Source organism: Pseudomonas sp. 21 (assembly GCF_000955805.1).
In the GTDB taxonomy this organism is placed as follows: Bacteria; Pseudomonadota; Gammaproteobacteria; order Pseudomonadales; family Pseudomonadaceae; genus Pseudomonas.
Map to the genome: position 1 here is coordinate 1 of NZ_JYOA01000005.1, position 26,621 is coordinate 26,621.

Genomic DNA, 26,621 nt, shown 5'->3' on the forward strand with positions numbered 1-26,621 from the left:
GGGCTGACCGACACGGCCACCGGCGAAGCGGTGAACCTGTCGATGAATGGCGCAGTGGTCGAAGGCCGCACCGCCACCACCAACCAGTTGGTGTTCACCGTCAGCGTGGCCGCCAATGGCGACGTCACCCTCGACCAGCAACGTGCCATCGTGCATGCCAACACCAGCGACCCGGATGACTCCCGGACCCTCACCGCCGACAACCTGGTGAAACTCACCGCGACCAAGACCGACGGCGACGGCGACAGCGCCCAGGCCACACTGAACATCGGCCAGAACCTGGTGTTCAAGGACGACGGGCCGAGCATCAGCACCACCGGCGTCGAACCGGTCATGACCGTGGACGAGTCCGTGCTGACGACCGACTCCACGCAGAACTTCGCCGCCAACTTCACCTCGGGCTTCGGCGCCGACGGTGCCGGCACCCTGGCCTACGCGCTGAGCGTGGTGGCGGGCGCTTCCGGGCTCACGGACACGGCCACCGGCCAGGCGGTCAATCTGTCGGTCAACAACGGCGTGGTGGAAGGCCGCACGGCCAGCAGCAACGACCTGGTGTTCAGGGTGAGCGTCGCTGCCAACGGTGACGTGACCCTCGATCAGCTCCGCGCCGTCGTCCATAGCGACACCACCAACCCGGACGACTCGACAACCCTGACTTCCGACGACCTGGTGAAACTCACCGCGACCAAGACCGATGGCGACGGCGACAGCGTTCAAGCCACGCTGAACATCGGTCAGAACCTGGTGTTCAAGGACGACGGCCCGAGCATCAGCACCACCGGCGTCGAGCCGACCCTGACCGTGGACGAATCCGCGCTGGCCACCGACGCGACGCAGAACTTCGCCGCGAACTTCAGCTCGAGCTTCGGCGCCGATGGCGCCGGCACCCTGACCTACGCGCTGAGCGTGACGGCAGGAGGCTCCGGGCTGACCGACACGGCCACCGGCGAGGCGGTTAACCTGTCGATGAATGGCGCCGTGGTCGAAGGCCGCACCGCCACCACCAACCAGTTGGTGTTCACCGTCAGCGTGGCCGCCAATGGCGACGTCACCCTGGACCAGCAGCGCGCCATCGTGCACGCCAACACCAGCAATCCGGACGACTCCAGAAGCCTCACCTCGGATGACCTGGTGAAACTCACCGCGACCAAGACCGACGGCGACGGCGACAGCGCCCAGGCGACCCTGAACATCGGCCAGAACCTGGTGTTCAAGGACGACGGCCCGAGCATCAGCCCCACCGGCACGGAACCCGTGCTGACGGTGGATGACTCGGACCTGACCACCAACGCCCTGCAGGCCTTCTCGGCCAACTTCCTCTCGTCGTTCGGCGCCGACGGGCCCGGCACCCTGACCTACACCCTGGGCTGCGTCTCGGGAGCTTCCGGGCTCACCGATACCGCTACCGGCCAGTCGGTGGTGCTCTCGCTCAATGGCACCGTAGTGGAAGGCCGCTGCGCCATCAGCAACGACCTGGTGTTCACCGTCAGCGTCAATGCCAACGGTGATGTCACCCTCGACCAGCAGCGCGCCATCGTCCACGCCAACACCAGCGACCCGGATGACTCGCGGACCCTCACCTCGGACAACCTGGTGACCCTGACCGCGACCAAGACCGACAAGGACGGCGACAGCGCCCAGGCCACGATGAACATCGGCCAGAACCTGATTTTCAAGGACGACGGGCCGAACATCAGCACCACCGGCAGCGAGCCGACCCTGACGGTGGACGAAACCGTACTGACCACCAACGCCACCGCGAACTTCGCCGCCAACTTCAGCTCCGGCTATGGCGCCGACGGCCCCGGCACCCTCACCTACGCCCTGAGCGTGGTCGCCGGAGCGTCCGGCCTGGTGGACACCGCCACCGGGCAGGCAGTCAACCTGTCGGTCAACAACGGCGTGGTGGAAGGTCGCACCGCCGTCAGCAATGTGCTGGTCTTCACCGTCAGCGCAGCCAGCAACGGTGACGTCACCCTCGACCAGCTGCGCGCCGTGGTCCACGCGAACGCCAGCGATCCGGATGACACCAGAACTCTCACCTCGGACAACCTGGTGAAACTCACCGCAACCATCACCGACAAGGACGGCGACAGCGCCCAGGCAACCCTGAACATCGGGCAGAACCTGATCTTCCACGACGACGGTCCTTCCCTGGCCTTCGGCAACATCGTCGGCACCGGCAGCACCATCGCGCAGACCGGTTACTGGGACCATGCCTTCGGCGCCGACGGGAGCAGCGCAGCGGGCCTGGATATCGTCCTGGCGAACGGGCAGTTCACCCTGGTGCGGCCCAACGGCACCACCACCACCGGGACCGGCACGCTCACCGAAACGTCACCGTCGCCGGATGCCAATGGTGCATTCCACTTCGCCGGCACCCTCACCGGCGACTTCGACAACAATGCCAGCACCGCCAACACCAGCGTCGACTACACGCTGACGGCCCTGGCCGACGGCACCTACACCCTGGACCTGGTGCAGGGCTTCAGCTCGACACTGGTACTGAGCACCGCGAACGGCCAGCTCGGCGCGGGCGGACCGGACCCGGTGCAGACGCTGACCATCGGCACCGACGCCGTGGTGTTCTTCGCGGCCAAGGCGCTGGCACCGCAGACGGGCGCGAACAGCATCCTGACCGGTATCGGACAGGGCGCGACCGACCCCACCGAGGCGCAGTTGCAGACCAACCCGCTGCCGTCCTACATCGACGACCAGAAGGCCCTCAACGTCAGTACCTCGGGCATCGGCGTGAAAAACAACGTCCTGCAGGGCAGCGGTGCCGGCATTACCGCCGGTGACGACAGCTTCGTCGCCAACCCGCAGACGCTGCTGACCTCGGTGAAGGTCTTCATCGACAACTCGGTGGGCGGCTACGACCCGGCGTCGGAATCGCTGTACTACGTCGCCTACTACGACGACGGTACGACCTCCGGCGCGCCGATCAAGGTGCTGGCGGCCAACCTGCAGAACGAGTCCGGCGGGCAGAAATCCTTCACCGTGCAGACCGTCGCCGGCAAGATGATCGACGCCATCCAGCTGACCATGGCCGAAGGCATGATCAAGGTGCCGACCATCCAGTTCATCCGGCAGGTCGAGAACCTGGCCAGCGACGTCAAGCTGTCGTTCAACGCCACGGTGACCGACAAGGACGGCGACGCGGCGACCAGCTCCTTCACCGCCAACCTGTTCGCCAACAAGGCCGCCGGCGGCGCCTTCGACTACACGCTGACGGGCGTGACCGGCACGAAAGAGGCCTTCAACATCGACCTGGCACGCACCGAGAACAAGTACCAGGTCACCGGCTTCGACACCACGGGCCAGCGTGACAAGCTGGTCCTCAATGGCGACGCCACTTCGACCGTGCAGAACATCGACAACAGCGGCGCCAACAGCATCGTGACCATCCACGAGACCGGCGGGCAGCTGACGACCATCACCCTGGTCGGCGTCGATGTCCTCAACACCGATATCGTGCACGGCAGCGCCACGTAGTTCGCACGCGGGATGGATGCGGGGTGGTGTGGAAACCACCCCGCATCGTTTTTTCAGGACGGGGAAACCAGAACCGCCACCGGCGCAGCAAGGTGGCGCTTCAACTGCCCCGCAGCGACGAGCCGTTGCCCGGCGGCTGCGTCCGGTCCAGCTCCACCCAGGCGGATTCCGGCGGCCCCTCGCTGCCGGCCAGCCCGTGTTTGAGCGCGTACATCAGCAGGTCCATGCGGTTGATCAGGTTGAGCTTCTGGTAGATGTTGCTCAGGTGGTTGTGCACCGTGTGTTCGCTGATGCCCAGGCGCTCGGCGATACTCATGTACTTGGCCGAGGGGTCTTCGACGATGGCGCTGATCAGCTCGCGTTCGCGCAGCGTCAGCCGCGCCTGCTTGGCCTGCTCGTGGTTGCACTTGAGCGGTATGTGCCCGCCGGCGGCATAGCCCGAAAGCCCGCCCGCCCAGGCGCGGTCCAGGCCGATATCGCGATGGTGGACATTGACGATGGCCTGGATGATCGACTCGGTCGGGTCTTCCGCCAGCACGATGCCCCGCGCGCCCGCCTCTATCGCCTGGGCGACCGGGACCGCCTCGTACAACCCCTTGAGCACCAGCACCTTCATCTGCGCGCTGCGGGTCAGTTCGCCGACCACCTCCAGCGGGTTCAGGGCATCGGGAAAGAAACTGAAGAAGATCACGTCGGGGCGTTGCTGGTCGGCCAGGTCCAGCGCATAGGTGTAGGTCGTGGCCTGGCCGCTGACCTCCATGCGTGGCTTCCTGGCGTTGATCAGGTCGTGAAGACCTATCAGAACGAGCGGGCGGCAATCGATCAGCATCACCCGTATCGGCTTTCTGTGGTCAGACATGGCCGGCTGACCCCCTCTGCAAAAGTGCGCACGCACGCCCCTCCATCGGTGTTGTTCTCACCGGGCCACAGCGATTGGAGGAAAAACGGAGGCGACGACAGGTTCTCGCGGTGCCAGCCCCGGAGCTGGCGGACAAGGGCTTCTTTGGCGCGGGCATTACCTCCTCGCGCCCGGCCAGGGGAGGTTTTCCCGGGCCGGAAGAAGCCTTTGCGGCGACATGAATACGAATATCTATCAACCAGTTGCACATGATTCTGTGCTCCCTCGTCCGGTCACCTGAGTCTAGGTCAGACCGCTTCGCTACCCGCCTTGCCACCCGTCGACCAGCGGTCCGATTTCGCGGCGAACGGTCGTGCAGGCCCTCCCTGGCAACGCGCGCCAAGCCCGCAAAATCAAAAGCTTGGGACCGCCTGCGACACTCGGGAGGCTGCTGCCGGTCACGGCTGGATTCGTCAATTAAACGACGAATGGCTGGAGAGAAATCACGATAAGCACAGCGTCGTCAAAATATCGTCAATCCCAGCACTTTGCGGGGACCGCGCGAACACAAAGACGACGACCGGCAGCGGGGATTTCACTGGCCGTACGAGAACGGATGCCGGAGCTTCGAGGGCGCGTCGCGCGCCCTGCAAGAGGGGGTCAGGGACGCGGGAAGTCCAGTCTGGAACTGCCGGGGCTCAACCAGCTGTTCACGCTCTGCACGCTCTCGATCGGCGGCTTGCCCGCCCAGCGGTTGAGGGTGAAGACATTGCTGAGGAACTCGTACTGGGTCTTGAGCAGGTCGCGACGGGCGCGGAACTCGTTGCGTACCGCGGCCAGCACATCCACCGCGTTGACCATGCCGTAGCCCAGCGCCTTCTCCGCCGACTCCCGCGACTTGTGCGCCGAGACCAGGGCCAGGCGATTGGCCTGGATCTTCTCGCCGTTGGAATTGGCCGTGAGGTAGGCGCTGGTGATCTCCTTGACCACCCGCCGGCGGATTTCCTCCAGTTGCTCCTCGGCCACCAGTTGGTCCTGATACAGCCCGCGCACCCGCGCCGACGTGGAGCCGCCACTGTAGATCGGCACCTGCAGGCCGACGCCGGCGACATAGCTGTCGGTACGCGGCGCCAGGGAGTTGTTGTAGCCCTCGTTGGTCTGCTGCGCACTGAGGTTCAGGCTCAGCGTCGGGTAGTGCCCGCCCTTGCCGCTGCGCAGCGCCGCCTCCGCCGCCTCGACGCCGCTCTCCCGCGCCTTGAGCGCCGGGTTGAGGGCAATACCGTCGCGCACCCAGCTCTCCAGGCTCTGCTCGGTCATCTGCAGGCGCACGTCATCGCGCACCCGGCTGAGCCGCTCCTTCACCGGTCGCCCGACAATCTCGGTCAACGCCTCACGGCTGATGGTCGCCTGATTGCGTGCCTCCAGCTCCTGCGCTGCGAGCAGGTCCACCCGCGCCTGCAGGTCGAGCTGGTCGGTCACCAGAGCCAACTGTTTGGCGAACAGCGCATTGACCCGGTCGAGGCTTTCCTGGGTGGTGCGCCGCTCGGCGATCACCAGCTCCAGCTCGTCCTCGGCGGCCAGTGCGGTGAAATAGCGCCGCGCCAGTTCCACCGTGGCCTCGGCCTGGGCATCCAGCGCCTCGGATTCCGACTGCAGGGCCATGCTCTTGAACTTCTGGTAGTTCTCCCAAGCCGCCTTGTTGTAGAGGTACTGGCGCAGCACCAGGCTGTAGTTCTCGCTGTCGTAGCTCTCGTCGATCAGGTCGTTGCGCTGGTGGATCTGGTTGGTCCCGGCGTTGAGCGACAGCTGCGGCAGCAGGACGCCCATCGCCTCGCGCTGGTACTCCTTGCCCGCCTGCGCGTGGGCGTAGGAAGCCAGTATCTGCGGGTCCTCCAGTCGCGCCTCGTGGTACAGGTGCAGCAGGTCGGTGGCGTCATCGGCCACACTCACTCCGCCGGACGCCACCGTGGAGGTCTGCGCCAGCGCGCCCCCCGTCGCCAGCATCAGCGCCCCCGCCAGCACAAAGCAGGATGCATCCATGGTCATTCCTCGATCATCGATTGGGACAGGGCGTTGCGCGCCGGCTGCATCAGGTACTGCAACAGGGTGCGTTGCCCGGTGATGATCAGTACGTCAGCCGGCATGCCCGGCAGCAACTTGCGCTCGCCCAGCGCATGGGCACCTTTCTCGGTGACCCGGACCCGCGTCAGGTAGTAGGCGGCGTTGGTCTTTTCACTGACCAGGCGATCCGCCGAGACGTTGATGACCTCGCCCTCGATGACCGGCGTGGTCGCGCTGTTGAAGGCGCTGAAGCGAATGTCCGCACGCTTGCCGATGGCTACGCGGTCGATGTCCACCGGCGGCACCTGGGCCTCGATCACCAGCTCGGACACCGAAGGCACGATGTCCAGCAGTGGCGTCGCCGGGCGCACCACGCCGCCCACCGTGTGCACCGTCATGCCGATCACCATGCCCGCGTCGGGCGCGCGAATGACAATGCGGCCCAGGCGATCCTGAAGGGACGAACGCTTCTCCTGCAGGTCGTAGATGCGCGTCTGCACCTCGGCCAGCTGCTTGGCGACCTCGGCGCTGAAGTCCTTGTCGATCTGCAGGATCTGCAGCTGCGTTTCGTTGATCTGCAGGCGCGTGCGATTGATGGTGGAACGGTGATCGGCGACTTCCGCACGGATCATCTCCAGCTTGCGCTGCTGTTCGAGCAGGCGCTGCTTGTCGACGTACCCCTGCTTGAGCAGGTCGGACAGCTCGCCGATCTCGCCGCTGTAGGAGTTGGCCAGCTGGACCTTGGCGCCGATCATCGATTGCAGCCCGTCGATCTGCTGGTTCAACTGGCCGATGCGCTCGCGCAGCACGGAGATCTGGCCCTGCCGCGACCCCTGGCGGGCATTGAACACCTGCGTCTCGCTCTGCCGCGCCTCGACCCCGCGCGGGCTGGCAAGATCGCCGACACCGTCGAAATTGATCGCTGCCTGCGCATCGCGTTCGGCCTTCAGCCGCGCCTCCATGGCCTCGGCGGCGATCAGCTGGCTGCGCGTCATGTCGAATTCGAAACGCAGCTGTGCGTCGTCGAGCACGATCAGCGGGGCATCGCGCTTGACGATGTCGCCGTCGTGCACCAGCACTTCCTTGACGATGCCGCCTTCGGGGTGCTGCACCGTCTTGCGGTAGGCCTGCACGGTCACCACCCCCGGCGCGTAGACCGCTCCGTCCAGCGGTGCGAATGCGGCCCAGCTGCCGAACAGGCCGAATGTCACCGCGACGATGGCCAGCCCCACGCGACGGACCTTGAGGTCCGACACGGGCAGGTCGGCGAAGCTCTCAATTGGACGACTGGGCATCAGCGTCATCCTTGTGGGTATCCACCGGAGCGATGCTGGCGCCCGCCGGCATCGGACGCTGCGGCACCTGAGGCTGCTGCCTGGCCGTGAGTTCGGCCAGCACCTGGTCGCGGGAGCCGTAGAGCGTGACGGTGCCGTCGTTCATCAGCATCAGCCGGTCGAGCTGGGAAACGAGGTTGGTGCGGTGGGTGATGACGAACACAGTCGCGCCACTCTGCTTGAGCAGGTGGATGGCGGCCGCCAGGGCGCGATCTCCCACGTCGTCGAGGTTGGAGTTGGGCTCGTCGAGCACGATCAGCCTCGGGCTGCCATACAGCGCGCGGGCCAGGCCGATGCGCTGGCGCTGTCCGCCCGAGAGCATCAGCCCTTCGCTGCCGATGACGGTGTCGTAGCCGTCGGGCAGCAGCAGGATCATCTCGTGGACGCCGGCGGTCTTCGCCGCCTGGATGACCTTCTCCGAATCCAGCTCGGTGAAGCGGGCGATGTTCTCGCCGACGGTGCCCTCGAACAGCTCGATGTCCTGGGGCAGGTAGCCGATGTGCGGGCCGAGGTCGTGCTTGTTCCAGGTACTGATGTCCGCGCCGTCCAGGCGGACGACGCCGTGCAATGGAAGCCAGACGCCCATCAACGCCCGCACCAGGGTCGACTTCCCCGCCGCGCTCGGGCCGATGATGCCCACCACGCAACCGGCGGGCACGCTGAAGCTGATGTTCTTGATGATCGGCGTCATCGAGCCGGGCGCCGTGACGACCAGGTTCTCCACCTGGATATGGCCCAGCGGCGCCGGCAACGGCATGCGTTCGGGCTGCGCCTGCAGCTTGTCGAGGATGTCGTTGAGCCGGTTGTACTGCGAGCGGGCCGAAATGAAGCCCTTCCAGCTGCCGATGATCAGGTCCAGCGGCGCCAGCGCCCGGCCGAGCAGAACGGCACCGGCGAAGACCATCCCCGGCCCCACCTGGTGGTCCACGGCCAGGAAAGCCCCCAGGCCCAGCACCAGCGACTGCACCAGCAAACGGAAGGTGCGGGAAATGGTGCTTAGGATCGCGCCCTTGTCGCTGGCCAGGGACTGCAGCAGCAGCACGCCGCGCTGCCGCGCGCCCCAGCGGTCCATCAGGGTTTCCAGCATGCCCATGGACTCGATGACTTCGGCGTTGCGCAGGTTCTTGGTGGTATGCAGCGACGCGGCGATGTGTTCCTTGTTGGCCTGCGCGAGGGCCGGCGCGGTCAGTTTCTCGTTGATGAGCGCGAGCACCAGCAGAAGCACCGCACTGCCCACCGCCACCCAGCCCAGCCAGGGGTGGAAGAGGAACATCACGGCGATGTAGATGGGCAACCAGGGCGCATCGAAGAAAGCGAACAGGCCGCTGCCGGCGAGGAACTGGCGCAGGCCGGTCAGGTCGTTGAGCGGCTGGGCCGAGGCATCCATCCCGCCGCTGAACAGCGCCCGCTTGAAACTGGCCTTGTAGACCTGGCGACTGAGCAGCACGTCGAGCCGCGTGCTGACCCGCACCAGGATGCGCGAGCGGACCCACTCCAGGGAGCCGAGCGTGATCACCAGCAGGGTCATGATCAGCGTCAGCATGGTCAACGTGGTCAAGCTGCCACTGGTGATTACCCGCCCGTAGACCTGCAGCATGTAGAAGGTCGGCACGAGCATCAGCGTGTTGATGAACAGGCTGAAGAAGCCCACGAACAGGAAACTCTCGCGGCAGGCCTGCAGCGCGCTTCGGAGGCTTTCTTCAGGGGTGCTTCGCATGAAAACCTCTGCTCGAGAGGCCAACCTGAGTGGAGCTTAGATCAAGGAAAATGGCGCTGTGCGGCCAATGGCCATGCCGCTTCCAGCCCCGGCCGGCGTCCGTGAAAAACTCGTGAAAAACCGGCTCGGGCAAGCGCCCGAAGGGCGTCGGCAATCCCGCATGCGGAGGCTCTGCAACGGGACTCTTAACCGTCGAAGGCCGGCACGGTCCACGCACTGAAAAATCCGATCATCGGCTTGTGGCACACAGCGCCCGAAACGAGAAAGGCCCGCTGCATAGCGGGCCTTTCTCGTAGCGGTATGGTCCGGATCAGCGCCCGGAAGCCTCGGCCTGAGCGTCCGCCTTGCCCGGGAACACCAGGCTGGCGAGTATGCCCAGCGCCAGAACGACCAGCACCACCATCAGGCTGGTATTGGCATCGATGCTGACGCCATGGTGGAACAACTGGTCGGTGGCGTTCAGACCGAGCTTGGCGGCAATGAAAAACAGCAGGACCACTACGGCCTTTTCCAGGTGGACCAGGTAGCGCTTGAGCGCTTCAAGCACGAAGTACAGCGTGCGCAGGCCGAGGATGGCGAACAGCATGGCCGAGTAGACGATCAGCGGCTCGCGGCTGACGGCGATCACCGCCGGTACCGAGTCGAAGGCGAACAGCACGTCGGAAACCTCGACCACCACCAGGCAGAGCAACAGTGGCGTGGCGAAAAGCGCCCCCTTGGCCGCCAGGCTGATGTCCTTGTTCTCGCTCTTCTGCACTTCGACCTGGAGCTGCTTGCGACTCACGAAGAAGCGCCCGCCCAGCAGCTGCGGCCAGACCGGGAACAACTTGCTGGCGAAGCGGTAAGCCAGGTGCCTGGAGTAGTCCTCTTCCCCGTCATCGTCGCCACCGCCCTTGAGCATCATCACGCCCGTCCAGGCGACGATGGCGGCGAACAGGATTTCCACCCAGGGACCGAAGGCCAGCAGGCCGGTGCCGATGGCCACGAAGATGGCGCGGAACACGATGGCGCCGAGAATGCCCCAGTACAGTACGCGGTGGCGCAGACCGTCCGGCATCTTGAACCAGGCGAAGATGGCAATGAACACGAACAGGTTGTCGACGCTCAGCACCTTCTCCAGCACGTAGCCGGTAAGGAACAGGCTGGCCACCTGGGCACCGTGCTGGATATAGAGAAAACCGGCGAAGCCGAGGGAAATTGCGACCCAGAAGATCGACCAGCCCACGGCGCCGGCCAGGGAGATGGGTTTGTTGTCGCGGTGGGTCGCCATGTCCAGCAGCAGGGCGGCCAGGGCGAGCCCGACGAAGACCGCCAAGGTCAGCGGGGGGAAACCAATGTGTGTCTGTTCCACGATTGCCACTCTCGAAAATGGAATGTCGGCCGGATCGATCCGGCCACCGTTCGGATCAGTCGACCGGGCGGGCTGCGCCGATCTTTCGCCGCCAGCGAGGATGGAAGACCCGCCAATGCGGGTCCTGTGCGGCCCGCAAAAGCGCGTGATCGCCCTGGGTGTCGCCCCAGGCGCGCAACCGGTAAGCCGTGAGGGGGCCGTACTTCGCCTGCAGGCGCAGCACCTTGTTCCCGGCGCGGCAGTTGCCGCCCACGATGCGGCCGGTGAGGCGACCCTGAACGACTTCCAGTTCAGTGCCGATCAGCCCCACGCCCAGGCGCTCGGCGAAGGGCCGCAGCACCAGTGCAGGGGACGCCGAGCAGAGGGTCACTTCCGCCCCTGAGCCCAACTCGGCGGCCACACCGCGCACCCCTTCCGGGCGCAGCAGATAGCCCCAGATGAACCGGCAGTACGCGTACGCACGATCCGACAACCATTTCGCGTCGATGCCGCGCAGGAAAACCGCAATCAGGCAGGCCTTGAGCTCATCACGACTGACTCGACGAACGAGGAAGGCCAGGCTTGGCCGCAACAGGGCAGGCAGGCGCCGCAGGAATCCGAACGTGCCGAAAGCGAACCAGAGAAACGGCAGAAAACTGTCATGACGGGTCAGGGTGCCGTCGAAATCGAAAACCGACAGGACACTGCCCGCACTCGGCAGACACTCGCAGCGGTCCGATTCCAGACGATTCAGCAACTCCACCATTCGCTCAGCAACCTCAACGGGGCGACCAGGAATTCCCGCTCAGGTTGCCGACAGGCGGCGCGAACGGGCCCCGCTCCATCGCAGGACGATCGAGTGCGGGCATTCTCGGATGCCCATCCGGGCCGACAAACGGGATTCCCCTCAGGACTGAGTCAGAAAGTTCTTCAATGCAGGCGCGCGAAGGGTTTCGCGCGGATAAGGCGCAGTCGGCTGAGGGCCAGATGGGGAGCATGGCGACAGGGGCGCGCCAGGATGACGGCGGGAAATACGCTCAGGAGCGCTGCTCATGACGGCGGCACGCCTTTTCGACGCACAAACGAAAACGCCGCCCTGATGGGCGGCGTTTCGATTCTGGAGCGGGAAACGAGACTCGAACTCGCGACCCCGACCTTGGCAAGGTCGTGCTCTACCAACTGAGCTATTCCCGCATCAACTTGCTGTAACCGCCAGCTTTCGCCGGAGGTTAACGAAAACGCCGTCCTGATGGACGGCGTTTCGATTTTGGAGCGGGAAACGAGACTCGAACTCGCGACCCCGACCTTGGCAAGGTCGTGCTCTACCAACTGAGCTATTCCCGCAGCAACTTGTTGCAACCTTCGGCTTTCGCCGAAGGGTAACGCCATTTCATCTTTCGGTCACCGCCGTGGCGATGATCGAGAATCTGGAGCGGGAAACGAGACTCGAACTCGCGACCCCGACCTTGGCAAGGTCGTGCTCTACCAACTGAGCTATTCCCGCAATGGCGTCCCCTAGGGGACTCGAACCCCTGTTACCGCCGTGAAAGGGCGGTGTCCTAGGCCACTAGACGAAGGGGACGCGGCCCGGAACTTAACATCTTTCCGACTTCGTCGCTCCGGCTTATTCAGCGTTTCGCGTCGAAGTGGCGCGCATTCTAGGGAGGCTTTGAAGGGTCGTCAACCCTTCAGAGAAATTATTTTTAAATCAAAGACTTCTGGTTAAAAACCGAGCTGCCGCTATCAGCAGTATCACTAAGACATTACACTCGCGGAAAACATCCGGAGCACTCCACGGTGTCGCCAATCGTCATTACGGTCCTGGTTCTCGTCGGTATCGCCCTGCTGGTCGCCATCGGCTACATCAATCATCTGGTGGAAAACCGCAAGCTGGAACAGGCGCGCCTGAAGGCCGACCTGTCCGACCGCTGCAGGCGCTGCGCCGATGTGTCCGAATCCCTGCCCGGCCAGTTCATGTCACCGGCATTGAAGCTGCTGCTCAGCGGCTTCGAGCTGAACCTGAGCGAACGCCTGCTGGCCGTGGATAAACAGAACGCCGCGCTGAAACAGCGCATGGAAGAGCTGCGCGGCCTGGTGGCCAAGGGCGAAGCCATCCCGGTCAGGAATGCTCCGCAGCCGATCCTCACCGAGGCCAAGGCCAAGGACGTGCGCTTCCTCTTCGAAGCGCTGCACGCCCAGCTTACCCGCTGCGCCCAGGACAACATGCTGCCGCGCGCCGAGGCACAGAAGTGGGTCAAGGAAATCCGCCACCTGCTCACCCTCCTCCATATAGAGTTCTTCGGTAACCTCGGCCAGCAGGCGCTGCAGCAGGGCCAACCGCGCCAGGCACGCCTGGCCTTCGAGCGCGGCGCGCAGTACCTGCAGAAGCAACCGGAGATCGGTCGCTACCAGGCGCAGCTCAAGCAGATGGAAGCCCAGCTGGCCCACGCCAACGCCCTGGTGCTGGAAACCTCCCAGCCCGCCCCGGACGAGCCGAGCGAGTTGGGCGACGGCCTCAAGGCGCTGGACGAAGACGATATCTGGAAGAAGAAGAACCTTTACGACTGATCGACATCACCCCGGCCACCTTCGCCCCAGGAGCCTTGCATGAGCCTCGTCGTCTTCGGCGCCCCGCTGTCCCCCTTCGTTCGCAAAGTCCGCCTGTTCGCTGCCGAGAAAGGCCTGGACTACCAACTGGAGAACGTCAACCCGTTCAACCAGCCGGACTGGTACCGCGAACTCAACCCGCTGCGCCGCGTACCGGCGATCCGCGACGGCGACTTCACCCTCGCCGACTCCAGCGTCATCTGCCACTACCTGGAAGACCGCGAACCACAGCGCGACCCGCTGTGCGGCGCCAGCGCCCAGGCCCGCGCGCGGATCAACTGGCTGGAGAAGTACGCCGACTACGAGCTGGCCCCGCTGACCACCTTCACCGTGTTTCGCAACCGTCTGCTCAAGCCGCTGATGGGCAAGGTCTGCGACGAAGTGGCGGTCAAAGGCGCCATGCAGGAGAAGCTTCCCGAACACTTCGACTACCTGGAGAAGTGCCTGGGCGAACAGCAATGGTTCGTCGATGACCGCTTCAGCCTCGCCGACATCGCCATTGCCTGCCAACTGGTGAACCTGCGCCATGGCGAGGAGGAGTTGGACGCCCAGCGCTGGCCGAAGCTGGCCGCGCACTTCGAGCGCACCCTGGCCCGCCCTGCCCTGGCCGAGATCGTCCAGGGCGAGCTGCAGATCATCGCCAAGATCATGGCCAAGCGCTGATCTTCCCGCATGAACGAAAAAGCCCCGCCTAGGCGGGGCTTTTTCATGGGCGCGGATCAGCAGTCGGAGAGGCGCAGGAAAATCTGCGCCAGGCGCTCGATACCCGCCTGGTCTTCCTCACTGAATCGGCCAACCTTCGGGCTGTCCAGGTCCAGCACGCCGATCAGGCGGCCGTCCTTCACCAGCGGCACGACCAACTCGCTGTTGGAAGCGCTGTCGCAGGCGATGTGCCCGGGGAAGGCGTGCACGTCTTCCACACGCTGGGTTTCACGGGTGCGCGCCGCCGCGCCGCACACGCCCTTGCTGAAGGGAATGCGAACGCAGGCGACCTTGCCCTGGAACGGGCCGAGCACCAGCTCTTCGTTGCGATTCAGGTAGAAGCCGGCCCAGTTCAGGTCCTGCAACTCGTTGAACAGGAACGCGGAAAACTGCGAGGCGTTGGCAATGAAGTCGCGCTCGTCGGCGAACAGCGACTCAGCCTGGGCGGCCAGCAGCGCATAGCCGCCAAGGCCGGCGCCGGCCTGTTGCAGATCGATCATGGGGTGTCTCCTTCCAGCAATTGTCGGCCCACCCAGTAGCGGGCGAATTGATAGGCACAGCGGCCATTACGGTTGCCGCGTCCAAGCGCCCAGCGGATGGCTTCCTTCTCCAGCTCCTCGTCCCAGGCCCAGGCGGCGAGCCCGGACTTCTGCGCGAGCACCTCGACCCAGTGGCGCACCACGCTGAGGAAGTGCTCCTGGGTGAAGGGGTAGAAGGACAGCCACAGGCCGAACCGGTCGGACAGGGCGATCTTGTCTTCGACGGCTTCGTTGGGGTGCAACTCGCCATCGACCATCTTCCAGTTCTCGTTGTCGCTCTGCTTTTCCGACACCAGGTGGCGACGGTTGGAGGTGGCGTAGAGCAGCACGTTGTCCGGGGCCTGTTCCAGCGAGCCGTCGAGCACACTCTTGAGGACGCGGAAATCACCCTCGCCCGCGTCGAACGACAGGTCGTCGCAGAACAGCACGAAGCGCTGCGGCAGCCCCTGGATCAGCTCGACCACGCGCGGCAGGTCAGCCAGGTGGTCGCGCTCGATCTCGATCAGGCGCAGCCCCTCTCCGGCCAGCTCCGCCAGCAGTGCGCGCACCAGCGAGGATTTGCCGGTGCCACGGGCACCCCACAGCAACGCGTGGTTGGCCGGCTGGCCAGCCACGAACTGCCGCGTGTTGCGTGCCAGTTGCTCGCGCTGCCGGTCGACGCCCAGCAGGTCGTCCAGGCGCAGGTCGAGGCTGACCTTCAACGGCTGCAGATAACCGCTGCGGCCGTCACGGTGCCAGCGCGCCGCCAGGCTCTGCTGCCAGTCCACGGTTTCGCGGGCGGCGGGCAGCAAAGGCTCCAGGCGCACCATCAGCGCTTCGGCGCGGGCAAGAAAATCGTTCAGGCGGGAATCCACGCGGGTCTCCAGGCTCTTCAGGGGTAAGTCTCCGCGAGCAATGCTCCGGGTACGGGGCTTCGGGCGCAGGTCTGGAATTTCTTAGCCTTCGAGCTATCCCGACAGACGGTTCCGATGGGCTATGCTACGCCGCAGGAAAGCTTCTGCGAGGCGACGCTCCGCAACCATGGATATTGCGCTTACACATCGCCTCTCGTTCAAGCAGGCCAGTCTGACGGTGCTGGTGGCGTTCATCCTGGGCACCTTGCTCAGCCTCATCCAGGTAGGCGTCGATTATGCCAGCCAGGACGCCTCCATCAACCGCGAAGTGCGCGCCCTGCTGGACGTCAGCCACAACCCCGCCGCCCGCATCGCCTACAACATCGACGCCGAACTGGCCCAGGAACTGGTCGTGGGCCTGCTGCGCTCGCCCGCCGTGATCCGCGCCGAGATCATCGACAACGCCAACGTGCCCCTCGCCAGCGCCGACCGACCACCGGCGGAAAGCCACCTGCGCGGGCTCAGCGACTTCCTCTTCGGCGAGCAGCGCTCCTACGAGGAGCCACTGTTCGTCGAGCATGCACCGGCCGAATCCCTCGGCGTGCTGCGCCTGGAGATCGACACCTTCGTCTTCGGCAACGACTTCCTGCGCCGTGCCGGGATGACCTTCCTCTCCGGCTTCGTGCGCAGCCTGATGCTCTCGCTGATCCTGCTGGTGCTCTTCTACGCGCTGCTGACCAAGCCCCTGGTAAGCCTGATCGACGCCCTCTCCCGCCATGACCCGCGCTCGCCCTCGCGCCTGCGCCTGCCGTGCCCGCGCGGGCACGAGCGCGACGAGATCGGCGTGCTCGTGGAGGTCACCAACCGCCAGCTCAATCGCATCTCGGTGGAGATGGAACAGCGCCGCGAAGCCGAAGACCGTCTGACCCAGTACCTGGAAGAACTGGAAAGCATCGTCGCCGCGCGCACCGCTGAACTGAAGGCGGCCAACGCACGCCTGACGCTGTCCAACCAGGAGCTGGAACAGGCGCGGCAGACCGCCCTGGCCATGGCCCAGGCGCGCGGCAACTTCCTGGCCAACATGAGCCACGAGATCCGCACCCCGCTCAACGGCCTGCTCGGCATGCTCGGCCTGGCGCTGGATGGCCCGCTGACCGCCGAACAGCACCAGCAGCTGTCCATCGCCCATGACTCGGGCAAGGTGCTGGTGGAACTGCTCAACGACGTGCTCGACCTGTCCAAGTTCGAGGCCGGCCAGTTGGAGCTGGAGCAGATTCCCTTCGACCTCGGCACCCTGGTGGAAGACACCGCCAGCCTGCTGTCGCAGAACGCCGGCCCCGCCGTGGAACTCACCTGCCTGATCAGCCCGCAACTGCCGGCGCAACTCTCCGGCGACCCCACGCGGGTGCGCCAGGTGGTCAGCAACCTGCTGTCCAACGCGCTCAAGTTCACCCGCTTCGGCCGCGTGGATGTCCAGGTGGAACCACTCGACAAGGCTGTACGAATCAGCGTCCGCGACACCGGCATCGGCGTGGCGCCCGAGGCCCTGCAAAAGATCTTCCAGCCCTTCACCCAGGCTGACGCGGGTATCGCCCGCCAGTACGGCGGCACCGGGCTGGGCCTGGCGCTGACGCGCAAGCTCTGCGAGGCGATGAAGGGCGAGCTGAGCGTCACCTCCGAGCCGGGCCTGGGCAGCGAGTTCATCGTTACCCTGCCCCTGCAGGCACTGGAGCCTGCGCAACCGCTGGCGAAGCTCAGCGGCAAGCTCATCGTCCAGTGTGCCGCCAGCAGCGGGCTGGCGGCGCTGCTGCAGAACTGGCTGCCGGAATGGGGCGTGGACTACCAGCGCCTGGACATCGACGAAAGCCTCGCCGGCGTGGAGCTGGACGCACTGCTCTCGGACTGCCCGGACTGCCTGGTCGTGCTGCGCCAGAACGTCACCAGGCCGGTGCTGCTGGTCACGGCCTACGGCAACTTCCTCGAACCCGAATTGGCCCAGCGCCTCGCCCCCCTGCGGCAACTGGCACGACCACTGTCCCGAGCGGTGCTCTACCAGGCGCTGAAGCAGGCCTTCGAGCACCAGCCGCCGCCCGCATCGAAGACGACTGGCACCACCTCGCAGGAGCAGTTCTCCGCCCGCGTGCTGCTGGTGGAAGACAACCCGGTCAACCAACTGGTCGCACGCGGCCTGTTGCAGAAACTGGGCTGCCAGGTCGGCATCGCGATCAACGGCGAGGAGGCACTGAAGCAGCTCGATGGCAGCGAGTTCGACCTGGTGCTGATGGATTGCAACATGCCGGTGATGGACGGCTACCAGGCCACCCGGGAAATCCGCGAGAGCGGCCGTTGGCCGGACCTGCCGGTCGTTGCCCTGACCGCCAACGCCCTGCCGGAGGAGCGTGAACGCTGCCGCGCCGCCGGCATGGACGATTACCTGGCCAAACCCTTCCACCGCGATGAGCTGGCCGCCATCCTCGAACGCTGGGCCGGCCCCCAGCCGCGCGGCTGAATCAGGCGTCCAGCTTCGACAACTGCAGCAGCAGGCTGTCCAGTTGTTCGCGCAGACCGTCAGTGACACTCAGGTCTATGCCACTGCGGCACAGCAGCTCTTCACGCAGCGGCAGCACCTTCCCGCGCAATGCCACCCCTTCTGCGGTCAGCCCCAGGTGCACTTCGCGCTCGTCATGCTGCGCACGCCGGCGCTGCACCAGGCCCAACTGCTCCAGGCGCTTGAGCAGCGGTGTGAGGGTGCCGGAATCGAGCATCAGGCGCTCGCCCAGCGCCTTCACCGACGGCTGCTGCGGCGGTTCGGCCTGCCACTCCCAGAGCACCAGCATGGCCAGGTACTGCGGGTAGGTCAGGCCGAGCGCCTCGAGCATCGGCCGGTAGCCACGGATCACCGCGCGGGACACGGCGTACAGGCGGAAGCACAACTGGTTGTCCAGCTGCAGTTCGGCTGGCAGGGATACAGCGTCTTTCATCACAGCAGCGCTTCGATCTCGGCGGACAGTTGCTCGGGCTTGGTGGTCGGGGCGAAACGCTTGACCAACTGGCCGTCCTGGCCGATCAGGAACTTGGTGAAGTTCCACTTGATGCCCTGGCTGCCCAGCAGGCCCGGCGCGCGCTTCTTCAACTGCACATAGAGCGGGTGGGCCTCGGCGCCGTTGACATCGATCTTTTTGAACAGCGGGAAGCTCACGCCGAAGTTCAGCTCGCAGAACTGGGTGATCTCTCCTTCGCTGCCCGGTTCCTGCTTGCCGAACTGGTTGCAGGGGAAGCCGAGCACCACCAGGCCCTTGTCCTTGTACTGCCGCCAGAGCTTTTCCAGCCCCTTGTACTGCGGGGTGAAGCCGCACTGGCTGGCAGTGTTCACCACCAGCAGGGCCTTGCCGCCGAAGTCGGCGAGGGTCGTCTGTTCGCCCTTGATGGTGGTCACGGGAATGTTCAGCAGTGCGTCGCTCATCGGACATGGCTCCGGAGAAAGTGGGAAATCCAAGAATAGTGATCAATTAAATTGCATGCAATTCAATTGATCACAAATCACTCACTGAATGCCCCGCTATCAGGATTCCCCTGTAGGAGCGAGCTTGCTCGCGAACGAATTTTCCGGCGGCAACCGAACTGGGCGGGTTCGCGAGCAAGCTCGCTCCTACGGTGCAAAGAAAAGGCCCGCTCGGTGGCGGGCCTTGGGTTCACGCTTTCGGCACCAACTTCAACGACGCCGAATTGATGCAGTAGCGCAGCCCGGTTGGCCGTGGGCCGTCGGGGAAGACGTGCCCCAGGTGCGCATCGCACTTGCCGCAGCGCACTTCGATGCGGTGCATGCCGTGGCTGAAGTCCTCCAACTCCTTGACCACCTCACCGTTGACCGGCTGGAAGTAGCTCGGCCAGCCGCTGCCGGAGTCGTACTTGGCGTCGGAATCGAACAGCGCGGTACCGCAGCACACGCAGTGATAGATGCCGGGCGTCTTGGTGTCGTGGTATTCGCCGGTGAAGGCGCGCTCGGTGCCGCCCAGACGGCAGACATGGAACTGCTCATCGGTGAGTTCGTCACGCCAGGAATCCAGGGGCTTTTCCAGCTTTTCCATCGATCTGCCTCCATTAATGGAAAAAATGCCCGATGCCTCCTTTTCCGGGAATCGGGCCGCACGTATGATGCGCGTGGTTAACGTCAGGTTCAGAATCTGCCGCACAGAGACATTCTCGCGATAGAAAAGCCTTAAAAACTCTACTTCTTCGAGAAATCCACTGTTTTCCTGTCGATTTTCAGGGTCGACACCAGGGAAAAGCACTTCCAAACCCATCATTTGACGCCAGTCTGTCACCCGCGTTACAGCCTGCCAAGTCGCCGGCCGCGGACTATTTCGGAATCCCAGATCATGCAGGTCACCAAATCGAACAAGCTCGCCAACGTCTGCTACGACATTCGCGGGCCCGTGCTCAAGCACGCCAAGCGCCTGGAAGAGGAAGGCCATCGCATCCTCAAGCTGAACATCGGCAACCCGGCGCCGTTCGGTTTCGAGGCGCCGGACGAAATCCTCCAGGACGTCATCCGCAACCTGCCGACCGCCCAGGGCTACAGCGACTCCAAGGGCCTGTTCAGCGCGCGCAAGGCGGTGATGCAGTACTACCAGCAGAAGCAGGTGGAAGGCGTCGGCATCGAGGACATCTACCTGGGCAACGGCGTGTCCGAGCTGATCGTCATGGCCCTGCAGGCGCTGCTCAACAACGGTGACGAGGTGCTGATCCCGGCGCCCGACTACCCGCTGTGGACCGCCTCGGTCGCCCTCTCCGGCGGCAAGCCGGTGCATTACCTGTGCGACGAGCAGGCCGGCTGGTTCCCCGACGTCGCCGACATGAAGGCGAAGATCACCAGCAATACCAAGGCCCTGGTGCTGATCAACCCGAACAACCCCACCGGCGCGGTCTACTCGAAGGAAGTGCTGCTGGACATCGTCGAACTGGCACGCCAGCACAACCTGGTGATCTTCTCCGACGAGATCTACGACAAGATCCTCTACGACGAGGCCCAGCACATCTCCACTGCGTCGCTGGCACCGGACGTGCTCTGCCTGACCTTCAACGGCCTGTCCAAGTCCTACCGCGTGGCGGGCTTCCGCTCCGGCTGGATCGCCATTTCCGGCCCCAAGCACAAGGCGCAGAGCTATATCGAAGGCCTGGACATCCTCGCCAACATGCGCCTGTGCGCCAACGTGCCGAGCCAGCATGCGATCCAGACCGCACTGGGCGGCTACCAGAGCATCAACGACCTGGTGCTGCCGGGCGGCCGACTGCTGGAGCAGCGCAACCGCGCGTGGGAACTGCTCAACGACATTCCCGGCGTCAGTTGCGTCAAACCCATGGGCGCGTTGTACGCCTTCCCACGCATCGACCCGAAGGTCTGCCCGATCCACAACGACGAGAAATTCGTCCTCGATCTGCTGCTTTCCGAGAAGTTGCTCATCGTTCAGGGCACCGCCTTCAACTGGCCCTGGCCGGATCACTTCAGGGTCGTTACCCTGCCTCGACTCGATGACCTGGAACAGGCCATCGGACGTATCGGCAACTTCCTGAAAAGCTATCGCCAATAAATCATCGCCAGTGAACTGATGGATCTACAGATCGACGACTTCTACAAGGATGCCGCCGGCGGCCTGCTGACGCTCTACCAGGCCTTCCCGCGCAAGGTCGCCCTCTACGTCGAGGACCTGATCGGCCGGGAAGAGCCCGACGAGTTCGGCCTGCCCAGCACCCGCCACCAGAGTTGCCTGGGTGCACTGCTGTGGTTGGCCGAGGAAGGCTACCTGCGCTTCGAGGCAACCATTCGTTACGAAGCATTGGACCAGGCGGTGCTCAGCGAAAAGGCCTTCCTGCGCCTGACCCGCCTCGTCCCCCATGCCGTGCGCGACCACCAGGAACTGCCGCCCAGCGTGCGCCGCGACCAGGCCACGCTGGCCAACCAGCTGCGCGAGGCACTGGCCAGCCGGCACGGGGAACGCATCGCCCGGCTGACCCGTCTACTCTTCGAGAGCGACCTGGGGCGCCCGTAGTACGGGCAGGCGACACAAGTTGAAATAGTCCCCGAGTTGAATCGCTTGGGGGGCAACCGTATATACCCCGCATACTATTCAGCGATCCCGTGCACGACCGTGCCCGGCGATCCGGAAAGCCGCATTCCAAGGCGGCTTTCGCCCCGTCACCGTGAGGAGAAGCTTTACGCCATGATGCGCATCCTGTTGTTCCTGGCCACCAACCTGGCAGTTCTGGTGATCGCCAGCATCACCCTGAAACTGCTCGGCGTGGACCGTTTCACCGGCCAGAATTACGGTAGCCTTCTGATTTTCTGTGCCGTCTTCGGCTTCGCCGGCTCCCTGGTTTCGCTGTTCATCTCCAAGTGGATGGCGAAGATGAGCACCGGCACCGAGATCATCAGCCAACCGCGCACCCGTCACGAACAGTGGCTGCTGCAGACCGTGGAAGAACTGTCCCGCGAAGCCGGCATCAAGATGCCGGAAGTGGGTATCTTCCCCGCCTACGAGGCCAACGCCTTCGCCACCGGCTGGAACAGGAACGACGCGCTGGTCGCGGTCAGCCAGGGCCTGCTGGAGCGCTTCTCGCCTGAAGAAGTGAAAGCCGTGCTCGCCCACGAGATCGGCCACGTGGCCAACGGCGACATGGTCACCCTGGCGCTGATCCAGGGCGTGGTGAACACCTTCGTGATGTTCTTCGCGCGTATCTTCGGCAACTTCGTCGACAAGGCGATCCTGAAGAACGAAGACGGCCCGGGTATCGGCTACTTCGTCGCGACCATCTTCGCCGAGCTGGTCCTGGGCATCCTCGCCAGCATCATCGTCATGTGGTTCTCGCGCAAACGCGAATACCGCGCGGACGAAGCCGGCGCCCGCCTGGCCAGCACCGGCGCGATGATCGCCGCCCTGCAACGCCTGCGCGCCGAACAGGGAGTACCCGTGCAGATGCCCGACTCGCTGCAGGCCTTCGGCATCAACGGCAACCTCAAGCACGGCCTGGCCGGCCTGTTCATGAGCCACCCGCCGCTGGAAGACCGCATCGAAGCCCTGCGCGCCGCTGGCCGCTAAGCTTCAAGGCAATAAAAAAGGGCGACCTCGAGTCGCCCTTTTTCATGCCTGCAATTCAGCCGCGACGCAGCGCGAACACCACTTCGTCCAGGTGGCTGACGCCGCGCTGGAGGAACTTCGGGTTCTCCGCCAGCACATCCAGGCGCTCCACCTCTTCCACTTCCCAGCCGTCAGCGAAGAGCCGGCGCACTTCATCTGCCAGCACGGCGAACGGCGGGCCATCCATCTCGGCCTGGGGGTATTCCAGGCTGACCACCAGCCCGCGCGCCTGTTGCGGCAGGATGCGCTGCAGGTGCAGCGCGTAGTCGGCACGCAGGTCCGGCGGCAAGGCGATCAGCGCCGCGCGGTCGTAAAGGCCGCTGCAGCCCGCCACCTGTTCAGCGGTGACATCGAAGAAATCACCCTGGAGAATCTCCAGGCGCTCGAAGCTGTAACGGCGCAGCGCGCCATCCTCGGTGACCTGCGGCGTGACACCCAGTTCGGCGAAGAAGTCGACAGCGGCGCGCTCGGCCAGCTCGACTCCCAGCACGCGATATCCCCATTGCGCCAGCCAGAGCATGTCCAGGCTCTTGCCGCACAGCGGCACCAGCACCTGCGACTCCTCGGGCAACCCCAGGCCCGGCCAGTTGCGCTGCAGGCCGGGGTTCACCGACTGCTGGTGGAAACCGATTTCATTGCGCGCCCAGCGCGACTGCCAGAATTCATGCTGCATAGGTCACCTGTTCAAACACTGCGCATCGCGCGCGGCAACAGCCAGCGCCACCAGGCACCGCGCCGCTCGCGCTGGCTCTCCCCGGCTTCGAGGATCTTCAGCCGCACCAGGTCACCTCGGACCCGCTGCACACAGATCTCGGTGCCGTCCTCCAGGCGGAGGCAGTCGCCGATCTCGAGCACCAGGACTTGTTCAACTTGTTGCATAGCCGAATTCGCCATTCATTTAGGAAATTTCCGCAGACTCTAACGCATCATCCGACTGACATCCTGCCAAAGCGCTCTATGGCGATTGGCTCTGTGACTCTGCAACCGAGTTCGCACTTCCGCGGCGATGCATTTCAAGGGGACGAACACGAGCAAAACAATCGACCCTAACGATCATTACTGTCAAAAACCTATACTGGATTTCGATCTTTACCCGCGTGAACATAGAGGCATTCAAGTAGCGAGGTTCGCCATGCTCCCTGCCCTGTTCATCTCTCACGGCTCCCCCATGCTGGCCCTGGACCCCGGCGCCAGTGATGCGCCTCTGAAGCGCCTGGCCCGCGAGCTGCCCCGTCCGACAGCCATCCTGGTGGTCTCCGCCCACTGGGAAACCCCGGACTTGCGCGTGACTGCATCGCCCAAGCCGGACACCTGGCACGACTTCTACGGCTTCCCGCCCGAGCTCTATGCCGTGCAGTACCCGGCCGCCGGCTCGCCGGAGCTTGCCCGGCGCGTTGTCGAGCTGCTGGCCGAGGATGGCCTGCCGGCCACCCTCGATGCTGAGCGCCCTCTGGACCATGGCGCCTGGGTTCCACTGAGCCTGATGTACCCGGACGCCGATATCCCCGTCGTGCAACTGTCCCTGCCCAGCCGCCTCGGCGTGCCCATGCAGCACCGCATCGGCGCGGCCCTGCGTGCACTGCGCGATGAAGGCATCCTGCTGATCGGCTCGGGCAGCATCACCCACAACCTGGGTGAACTGGACTGGCACGCCGGCCCCGAGGTCATCACCCCCTGGGCCAAGGCGTTCCGCGACTGGATGGTGGCGCGGCTGGAAGCCGACGACGAAGCCGCCCTGTTCGACTATCGCCAGCAGGCTCCCTACGCGGTACGCAACCACCCGCGCGACGAGCACCTGTTGCCGCTGTACTTCGCCCGCGGCGCTGGCGGCTCGGCGATGACGGTGGAGCACGCCGGCTTCACGCTGGGCGCGCTGGGGATGGATATCTACCGCTTCGACTAAGTCTGCACCGCCTTTGTAGGAGCGAGCTTGCTCGCGAACCGCCCAACTCCGAAGCTGCCGCGAGAAGTTCGCGAGCAAGCTCGCTCCTGCAGATCTGATCCGGGCAACTACCGGAAACGAAAAAGCCCCGCCAATGGCGGGGCTTTTTCATGCGCGAGGGCTGACGAATCAGTCTTCGCGGTAACGACGCAGACGCAGGGCCTTGCCAGCGACGCGAGTGTCCTTGAGCTTGGTCAGCAGACGGTCGAGGTTCTCTTCCGGCAGCTCGATCAGGCTGAAGGTCTCGCGGATCTGGATGCGACCGATGGCCTCGCGGGACAGGCCGCCCTCGTTGAGGATGGCGCCCAGCAGGTTCTTCGCCTGCACGCCGTCACGGGCGCCCAGGGCGGTACGGCAACGGGCCTTGCCTTCCGACGGCGGGGCCATGGTGCGAGGTGCGCCGCTGCGCTCCGGACGGTCGCCGCGCTCGGGGCGATCGCCACGCTCGCTGCGCTCGTAACGGTCACCACTGCGCTCGCGCGGGGCGGCCGGGGTCAGCGGCTGTTCGCGGCGGACCGATTCCAGGTCCAGCGCCTTGCCTTCGGTGAGCTTGGCCAGCAGCACGGCGGCCAGGGTGTCCATGTCGGTACCCAGGCGACGGCACAGCTCGTCACGCACGGCGCCACGGCTGGCAACGGCGTTGGCCAGCAGCGGTTGCAGGCCGGTGGCGAGGCGGTTCAGGCGGGCCTCCAGCACGGTCTCGGCGTCCGGCAGGCGAACTTCGCCGACCTTCTGCCCGGTCACACGCTCGATCACCTGCAGCATGCGGCGCTCGCGCGGAGTCACCAGCAGCAGGGCGCGACCTTCACGACCGGCACGGCCGGTACGGCCGATACGGTGGACGTAGGATTCCGGATCGTAGGGCATGTCCACGTTCAGTACGTGGGTGATGCGCGCCACGTCGAGGCCGCGGGCGGCGACGTCGGTGGCGATGACGATGTCCAGCGAGCCATCTTTCAGCGACTCGATCACGCGCTCACGCTGGGCCTGCGGCATGTCGCCGTTCAGCGCGGCGGCACGGTAGCCCTGGCGCTCGAGCAGCTCGGCGATGTCCAGGGTGGCCTGCTTGGTGCGGACGAAGCCGATCAGCGCGTCGAACTGCTCGACTTCCAGCAGGCGCAGGATCGAGGCCGGTTTCTGGTCGGCGTGAACCATCAGGTGCGCCTGCTCGATGCGGGCGACAGTCTGGGTCTTGGCAGCGATGCGGACGTGCTTGGGTTCTTTCAGGTGGCGTTCGGCGATGCTGCGGATCGAGGCCGGCAGGGTCGCGGAGAACAGCACGCTCTGGCGGCTGGACGGCATGGCTTCGAAGATCACTTCGAGGTCATCCATGAAGCCGAGCTTGAGCATTTCGTCCGCTTCGTCCAGCACCAGGCTCTTGACGGTGGACAGCAGATTTTCGTCGCGACGCAGGTGGTCGCACAGACGGCCCGGAGTGGCGACCACGACCTGAGCGCCCTGGCGCAGAGCCTTCAGCTGCGGGCCCATGGGCGCGCCACCGTAGACGGCGATGACGCCGACGCCCGGCATCTGCTTGGAATAGGTTTCGAAAGCGGTAGCAACCTGCAGGGCCAGCTCGCGGGTCGGTACCAGTACCAGCACCTGCGGAACGCGGCGGCTCGGCTCGATCTGCGACAGCATCGGCAGCGCAAAGGCAGCGGTCTTGCCGGTACCGGTCTGGGCCTGGCCGATCATGTCGTGGCCTTCGAGGATCACCGGGATCGACTGCGCCTGGATCGGCGACGGCTCTTCATAACCGACAGCGGCAATGGCAGCGAGAACATTGGGGTGAAGACCGAGCGCGGCGAAGCCGGCGGTTTCCTGGGTCATGGGTTTTGCCTCTAAGTACATCCGCAAAGACCCAATAGCCGAGCTGCGCATGCCCTGTACGACGATAAAGTCACCCAGGCAGCTGGAAGCGGGGATTTGCGAAATGAAGATTGGAAGAATGCGTCAAGGAAGTCCGCACTGCGGACACACAGACCGAGCCTGAAGCTGCGGAAAAATGCGGGATCCGAAACGAGGCCAGCGTTTGGCCGGCGCGTATCATACCGGAAATTCCTGACCAATGTGTTTCTTTTCGGAAC

General features: G+C 64.8%; 21 protein-coding genes, 4 tRNA genes and 1 pseudogene. 8 read left to right on the forward strand and 18 right to left on the reverse strand.

The annotated features are described in order from the left end of the window. Positions 1-3,495, forward strand: a 3,495-nt coding sequence (locus UB43_RS30075; protein ID WP_256205159.1) for a DUF5801 repeats-in-toxin domain-containing protein, incomplete at its 5' end; no start/stop codon positions are given. Positions 3,496-3,595: 100 nt separating this feature from the next. Here the strand turns inward: UB43_RS30075 and UB43_RS12750 are convergent. The 10 genes from UB43_RS12750 to UB43_RS12795 all read right to left on the reverse strand — a co-directional run bounded on the left by UB43_RS12750 (position 3,596) and on the right by UB43_RS12795 (position 12,357). Then, positions 3,596-4,354: a LuxR C-terminal-related transcriptional regulator gene (locus tag UB43_RS12750; protein ID WP_045211378.1), complete on the reverse strand. Its 759-nt coding sequence runs from the start codon at positions 4,352-4,354 to the stop codon at positions 3,596-3,598. Between the two features lie 639 nt (positions 4,355-4,993). Beyond that, the gene (locus UB43_RS12755) at positions 4,994-6,373 is read right to left on the reverse strand and encodes a TolC family outer membrane protein (protein WP_045211381.1); all 1,380 of its coding nucleotides are present in this window, start codon (positions 6,371-6,373) and stop codon (positions 4,994-4,996) included. Positions 6,374-6,375: 2 nt separating this feature from the next. Further along, complete coding sequence (locus UB43_RS12760; protein ID WP_045211383.1) at positions 6,376-7,689, reverse strand: HlyD family type I secretion periplasmic adaptor subunit; 1,314 nt, start codon at positions 7,687-7,689, stop codon at positions 6,376-6,378. After that, positions 7,670-9,445, reverse strand: a complete 1,776-nt coding sequence (locus UB43_RS12765; protein ID WP_045211385.1) for a type I secretion system permease/ATPase — start codon at positions 9,443-9,445, stop codon at positions 7,670-7,672. The genes UB43_RS12760 and UB43_RS12765 overlap by 20 nt, the downstream gene beginning before the upstream one ends. Before the next feature lie 310 nt (positions 9,446-9,755). After that, on the reverse strand, positions 9,756-10,796 hold the full coding sequence (locus UB43_RS12770; RefSeq protein WP_045211395.1) for a TerC/Alx family metal homeostasis membrane protein: 1,041 nt from the start codon (positions 10,794-10,796) through the stop codon (positions 9,756-9,758). Positions 10,797-10,851: 55 nt separating this feature from the next. Further along, positions 10,852-11,541: an HAD-IB family phosphatase gene (locus UB43_RS12775; RefSeq protein WP_045211397.1), complete on the reverse strand. Its 690-nt coding sequence runs from the start codon at positions 11,539-11,541 to the stop codon at positions 10,852-10,854. Between the two features lie 352 nt (positions 11,542-11,893). Next, positions 11,894-11,969 (reverse strand) — tRNA-Gly (locus UB43_RS12780). Positions 11,970-12,043: 74 nt separating this feature from the next. Then, a tRNA-Gly gene (locus UB43_RS12785) sits at positions 12,044-12,119 on the reverse strand. Between the two features lie 84 nt (positions 12,120-12,203). After that, positions 12,204-12,279: transfer RNA gene (locus tag UB43_RS12790), tRNA-Gly, on the reverse strand. A gap of 2 nt (positions 12,280-12,281) precedes the next feature. Continuing rightward, positions 12,282-12,357: transfer RNA gene (locus UB43_RS12795), tRNA-Glu, on the reverse strand. Between the two features lie 215 nt (positions 12,358-12,572). Here UB43_RS12795 and UB43_RS12800 point away from each other — a divergent pair. Then, positions 12,573-13,343 (forward strand): hypothetical protein, encoded by a 771-nt coding sequence (locus UB43_RS12800; protein WP_045211399.1) that lies wholly within the window; start codon positions 12,573-12,575, stop codon positions 13,341-13,343. A 39-nt stretch (positions 13,344-13,382) separates the two neighbouring features. Continuing rightward, entirely contained in the window at positions 13,383-14,045 is a 663-nt protein-coding gene (locus UB43_RS12805) for a glutathione S-transferase family protein (RefSeq protein ID WP_045211400.1), read from the forward strand. 56 nt (positions 14,046-14,101) lie between these two features. Here UB43_RS12805 and UB43_RS12810 read toward each other — a convergent pair whose 3' ends face one another. Further along, positions 14,102-14,584 carry a GAF domain-containing protein gene (locus tag UB43_RS12810; protein ID WP_045211401.1) on the reverse strand — a complete coding sequence of 161 codons (483 nt, stop codon included), beginning with the start codon at positions 14,582-14,584 and terminating at the stop codon, positions 14,102-14,104. Then, the gene (locus UB43_RS12815) at positions 14,581-15,477 is read right to left on the reverse strand and encodes an ATP-binding protein (RefSeq protein WP_045211403.1); all 897 of its coding nucleotides are present in this window, start codon (positions 15,475-15,477) and stop codon (positions 14,581-14,583) included. The genes UB43_RS12810 and UB43_RS12815 overlap by 4 nt, the downstream gene beginning before the upstream one ends. 121 nt (positions 15,478-15,598) lie before the next feature. Between UB43_RS12815 and UB43_RS12820 the strand changes: the two genes are divergently transcribed. Continuing rightward, positions 15,599-17,965: an ATP-binding protein gene (locus UB43_RS12820; RefSeq protein WP_045211406.1), complete on the forward strand. Its 2,367-nt coding sequence runs from the start codon at positions 15,599-15,601 to the stop codon at positions 17,963-17,965. 1 nt (position 17,966) lies between these two features. Here UB43_RS12820 and UB43_RS12825 read toward each other — a convergent pair whose 3' ends face one another. The 3 genes from UB43_RS12825 to msrB form a co-directional block, all read right to left on the reverse strand. Further along, positions 17,967-18,437, reverse strand: coding sequence for a MarR family winged helix-turn-helix transcriptional regulator (locus tag UB43_RS12825; protein WP_045211408.1), 471 nt, complete (start codon positions 18,435-18,437; stop codon positions 17,967-17,969). Then, complete coding sequence (locus UB43_RS12830; protein WP_045211410.1) at positions 18,437-18,919, reverse strand: glutathione peroxidase; 483 nt, start codon at positions 18,917-18,919, stop codon at positions 18,437-18,439. Before UB43_RS12830 ends, UB43_RS12825 begins: the two co-directional genes overlap by 1 nt. Positions 18,920-19,148: 229 nt before the next feature. Beyond that, the gene (msrB, locus tag UB43_RS12835; RefSeq protein WP_045211413.1) at positions 19,149-19,544 is read right to left on the reverse strand and encodes a peptide-methionine (R)-S-oxide reductase MsrB; all 396 of its coding nucleotides are present in this window, start codon (positions 19,542-19,544) and stop codon (positions 19,149-19,151) included. A gap of 291 nt (positions 19,545-19,835) precedes the next feature. On the opposite strand from msrB, the gene UB43_RS12840 reads away from it, so the two are divergent. From UB43_RS12840 to htpX, 3 genes are all read left to right on the forward strand, one after another. Continuing rightward, positions 19,836-21,047, forward strand: a complete 1,212-nt coding sequence (locus tag UB43_RS12840; RefSeq protein ID WP_024766955.1) for a pyridoxal phosphate-dependent aminotransferase — start codon at positions 19,836-19,838, stop codon at positions 21,045-21,047. Between the two features lie 18 nt (positions 21,048-21,065). After that, positions 21,066-21,506, forward strand: a complete 441-nt coding sequence (locus tag UB43_RS12845; protein WP_045211416.1) for a hypothetical protein — start codon at positions 21,066-21,068, stop codon at positions 21,504-21,506. 171 nt (positions 21,507-21,677) lie between these two features. After that, positions 21,678-22,553: a protease HtpX gene (gene htpX, locus UB43_RS12850; RefSeq protein WP_024766954.1), complete on the forward strand. Its 876-nt coding sequence runs from the start codon at positions 21,678-21,680 to the stop codon at positions 22,551-22,553. 55 nt (positions 22,554-22,608) lie between these two features. Here the strand turns inward: htpX and UB43_RS12855 are convergent, their stop codons facing one another. Continuing rightward, positions 22,609-23,265, reverse strand: a complete 657-nt coding sequence (locus UB43_RS12855; protein WP_045211418.1) for a thiopurine S-methyltransferase — start codon at positions 23,263-23,265, stop codon at positions 22,609-22,611. Between the two features lie 11 nt (positions 23,266-23,276). Further along, positions 23,277-23,471, reverse strand: a complete 195-nt coding sequence (locus UB43_RS12860) for a hypothetical protein (protein ID WP_045211420.1) — start codon at positions 23,469-23,471, stop codon at positions 23,277-23,279. A 253-nt stretch (positions 23,472-23,724) separates the two neighbouring features. Between UB43_RS12860 and UB43_RS12865 the strand changes: the two genes are divergently transcribed. Beyond that, the gene (locus UB43_RS12865; RefSeq protein WP_045211424.1) at positions 23,725-24,495 is read left to right on the forward strand and encodes a class III extradiol ring-cleavage dioxygenase; all 771 of its coding nucleotides are present in this window, start codon (positions 23,725-23,727) and stop codon (positions 24,493-24,495) included. Between the two features lie 168 nt (positions 24,496-24,663). Here the strand turns inward: UB43_RS12865 and UB43_RS12870 are convergent. Then, positions 24,664-26,399: pseudogene (locus UB43_RS12870) on the reverse strand (DEAD/DEAH box helicase). Positions 26,400-26,621: the final 222 nt, after the last annotated feature.

What these genes read in the sequence shown, in the direction of transcription:
- UB43_RS12810 (WP_045211401.1), bottom strand. Translation starts at nt 14,584, where the DNA reads ATGATCGATCTGCAACAGGCCGGCGCCGGCCTTGGCGGCTATGCGCTG.
- UB43_RS12775 (WP_045211397.1), bottom strand. Translation starts at nt 11,541, where the DNA reads ATGGTGGAGTTGCTGAATCGTCTGGAATCGGACCGCTGCGAGTGTCTG.
- UB43_RS12825 (WP_045211408.1), bottom strand. Translation starts at nt 18,437, where the DNA reads ATGAAAGACGCTGTATCCCTGCCAGCCGAACTGCAGCTGGACAACCAG.
- UB43_RS12865 (WP_045211424.1), top strand. Translation starts at nt 23,725, where the DNA reads ATGCTCCCTGCCCTGTTCATCTCTCACGGCTCCCCCATGCTGGCCCTG.
- UB43_RS12750 (WP_045211378.1), bottom strand. Translation starts at nt 4,354, where the DNA reads ATGTCTGACCACAGAAAGCCGATACGGGTGATGCTGATCGATTGCCGC.
- msrB (WP_045211413.1), bottom strand. Translation starts at nt 19,544, where the DNA reads ATGGAAAAGCTGGAAAAGCCCCTGGATTCCTGGCGTGACGAACTCACC.
- htpX (WP_024766954.1), top strand. Translation starts at nt 21,678, where the DNA reads ATGATGCGCATCCTGTTGTTCCTGGCCACCAACCTGGCAGTTCTGGTG.
- UB43_RS12860 (WP_045211420.1), bottom strand. Translation starts at nt 23,471, where the DNA reads ATGCAACAAGTTGAACAAGTCCTGGTGCTCGAGATCGGCGACTGCCTC.
- UB43_RS12765 (WP_045211385.1), bottom strand. Translation starts at nt 9,445, where the DNA reads ATGCGAAGCACCCCTGAAGAAAGCCTCCGAAGCGCGCTGCAGGCCTGC.
- UB43_RS12830 (WP_045211410.1), bottom strand. Translation starts at nt 18,919, where the DNA reads ATGAGCGACGCACTGCTGAACATTCCCGTGACCACCATCAAGGGCGAA.
- UB43_RS12840 (WP_024766955.1), top strand. Translation starts at nt 19,836, where the DNA reads ATGCAGGTCACCAAATCGAACAAGCTCGCCAACGTCTGCTACGACATT.
- UB43_RS12855 (WP_045211418.1), bottom strand. Translation starts at nt 23,265, where the DNA reads ATGCAGCATGAATTCTGGCAGTCGCGCTGGGCGCGCAATGAAATCGGT.
- UB43_RS12760 (WP_045211383.1), bottom strand. Translation starts at nt 7,689, where the DNA reads ATGCCCAGTCGTCCAATTGAGAGCTTCGCCGACCTGCCCGTGTCGGAC.
- UB43_RS12805 (WP_045211400.1), top strand. Translation starts at nt 13,383, where the DNA reads ATGAGCCTCGTCGTCTTCGGCGCCCCGCTGTCCCCCTTCGTTCGCAAA.
- UB43_RS12820 (WP_045211406.1), top strand. Translation starts at nt 15,599, where the DNA reads ATGCTACGCCGCAGGAAAGCTTCTGCGAGGCGACGCTCCGCAACCATG.
- UB43_RS12755 (WP_045211381.1), bottom strand. Translation starts at nt 6,373, where the DNA reads ATGGATGCATCCTGCTTTGTGCTGGCGGGGGCGCTGATGCTGGCGACG.
- UB43_RS12845 (WP_045211416.1), top strand. Translation starts at nt 21,066, where the DNA reads ATGGATCTACAGATCGACGACTTCTACAAGGATGCCGCCGGCGGCCTG.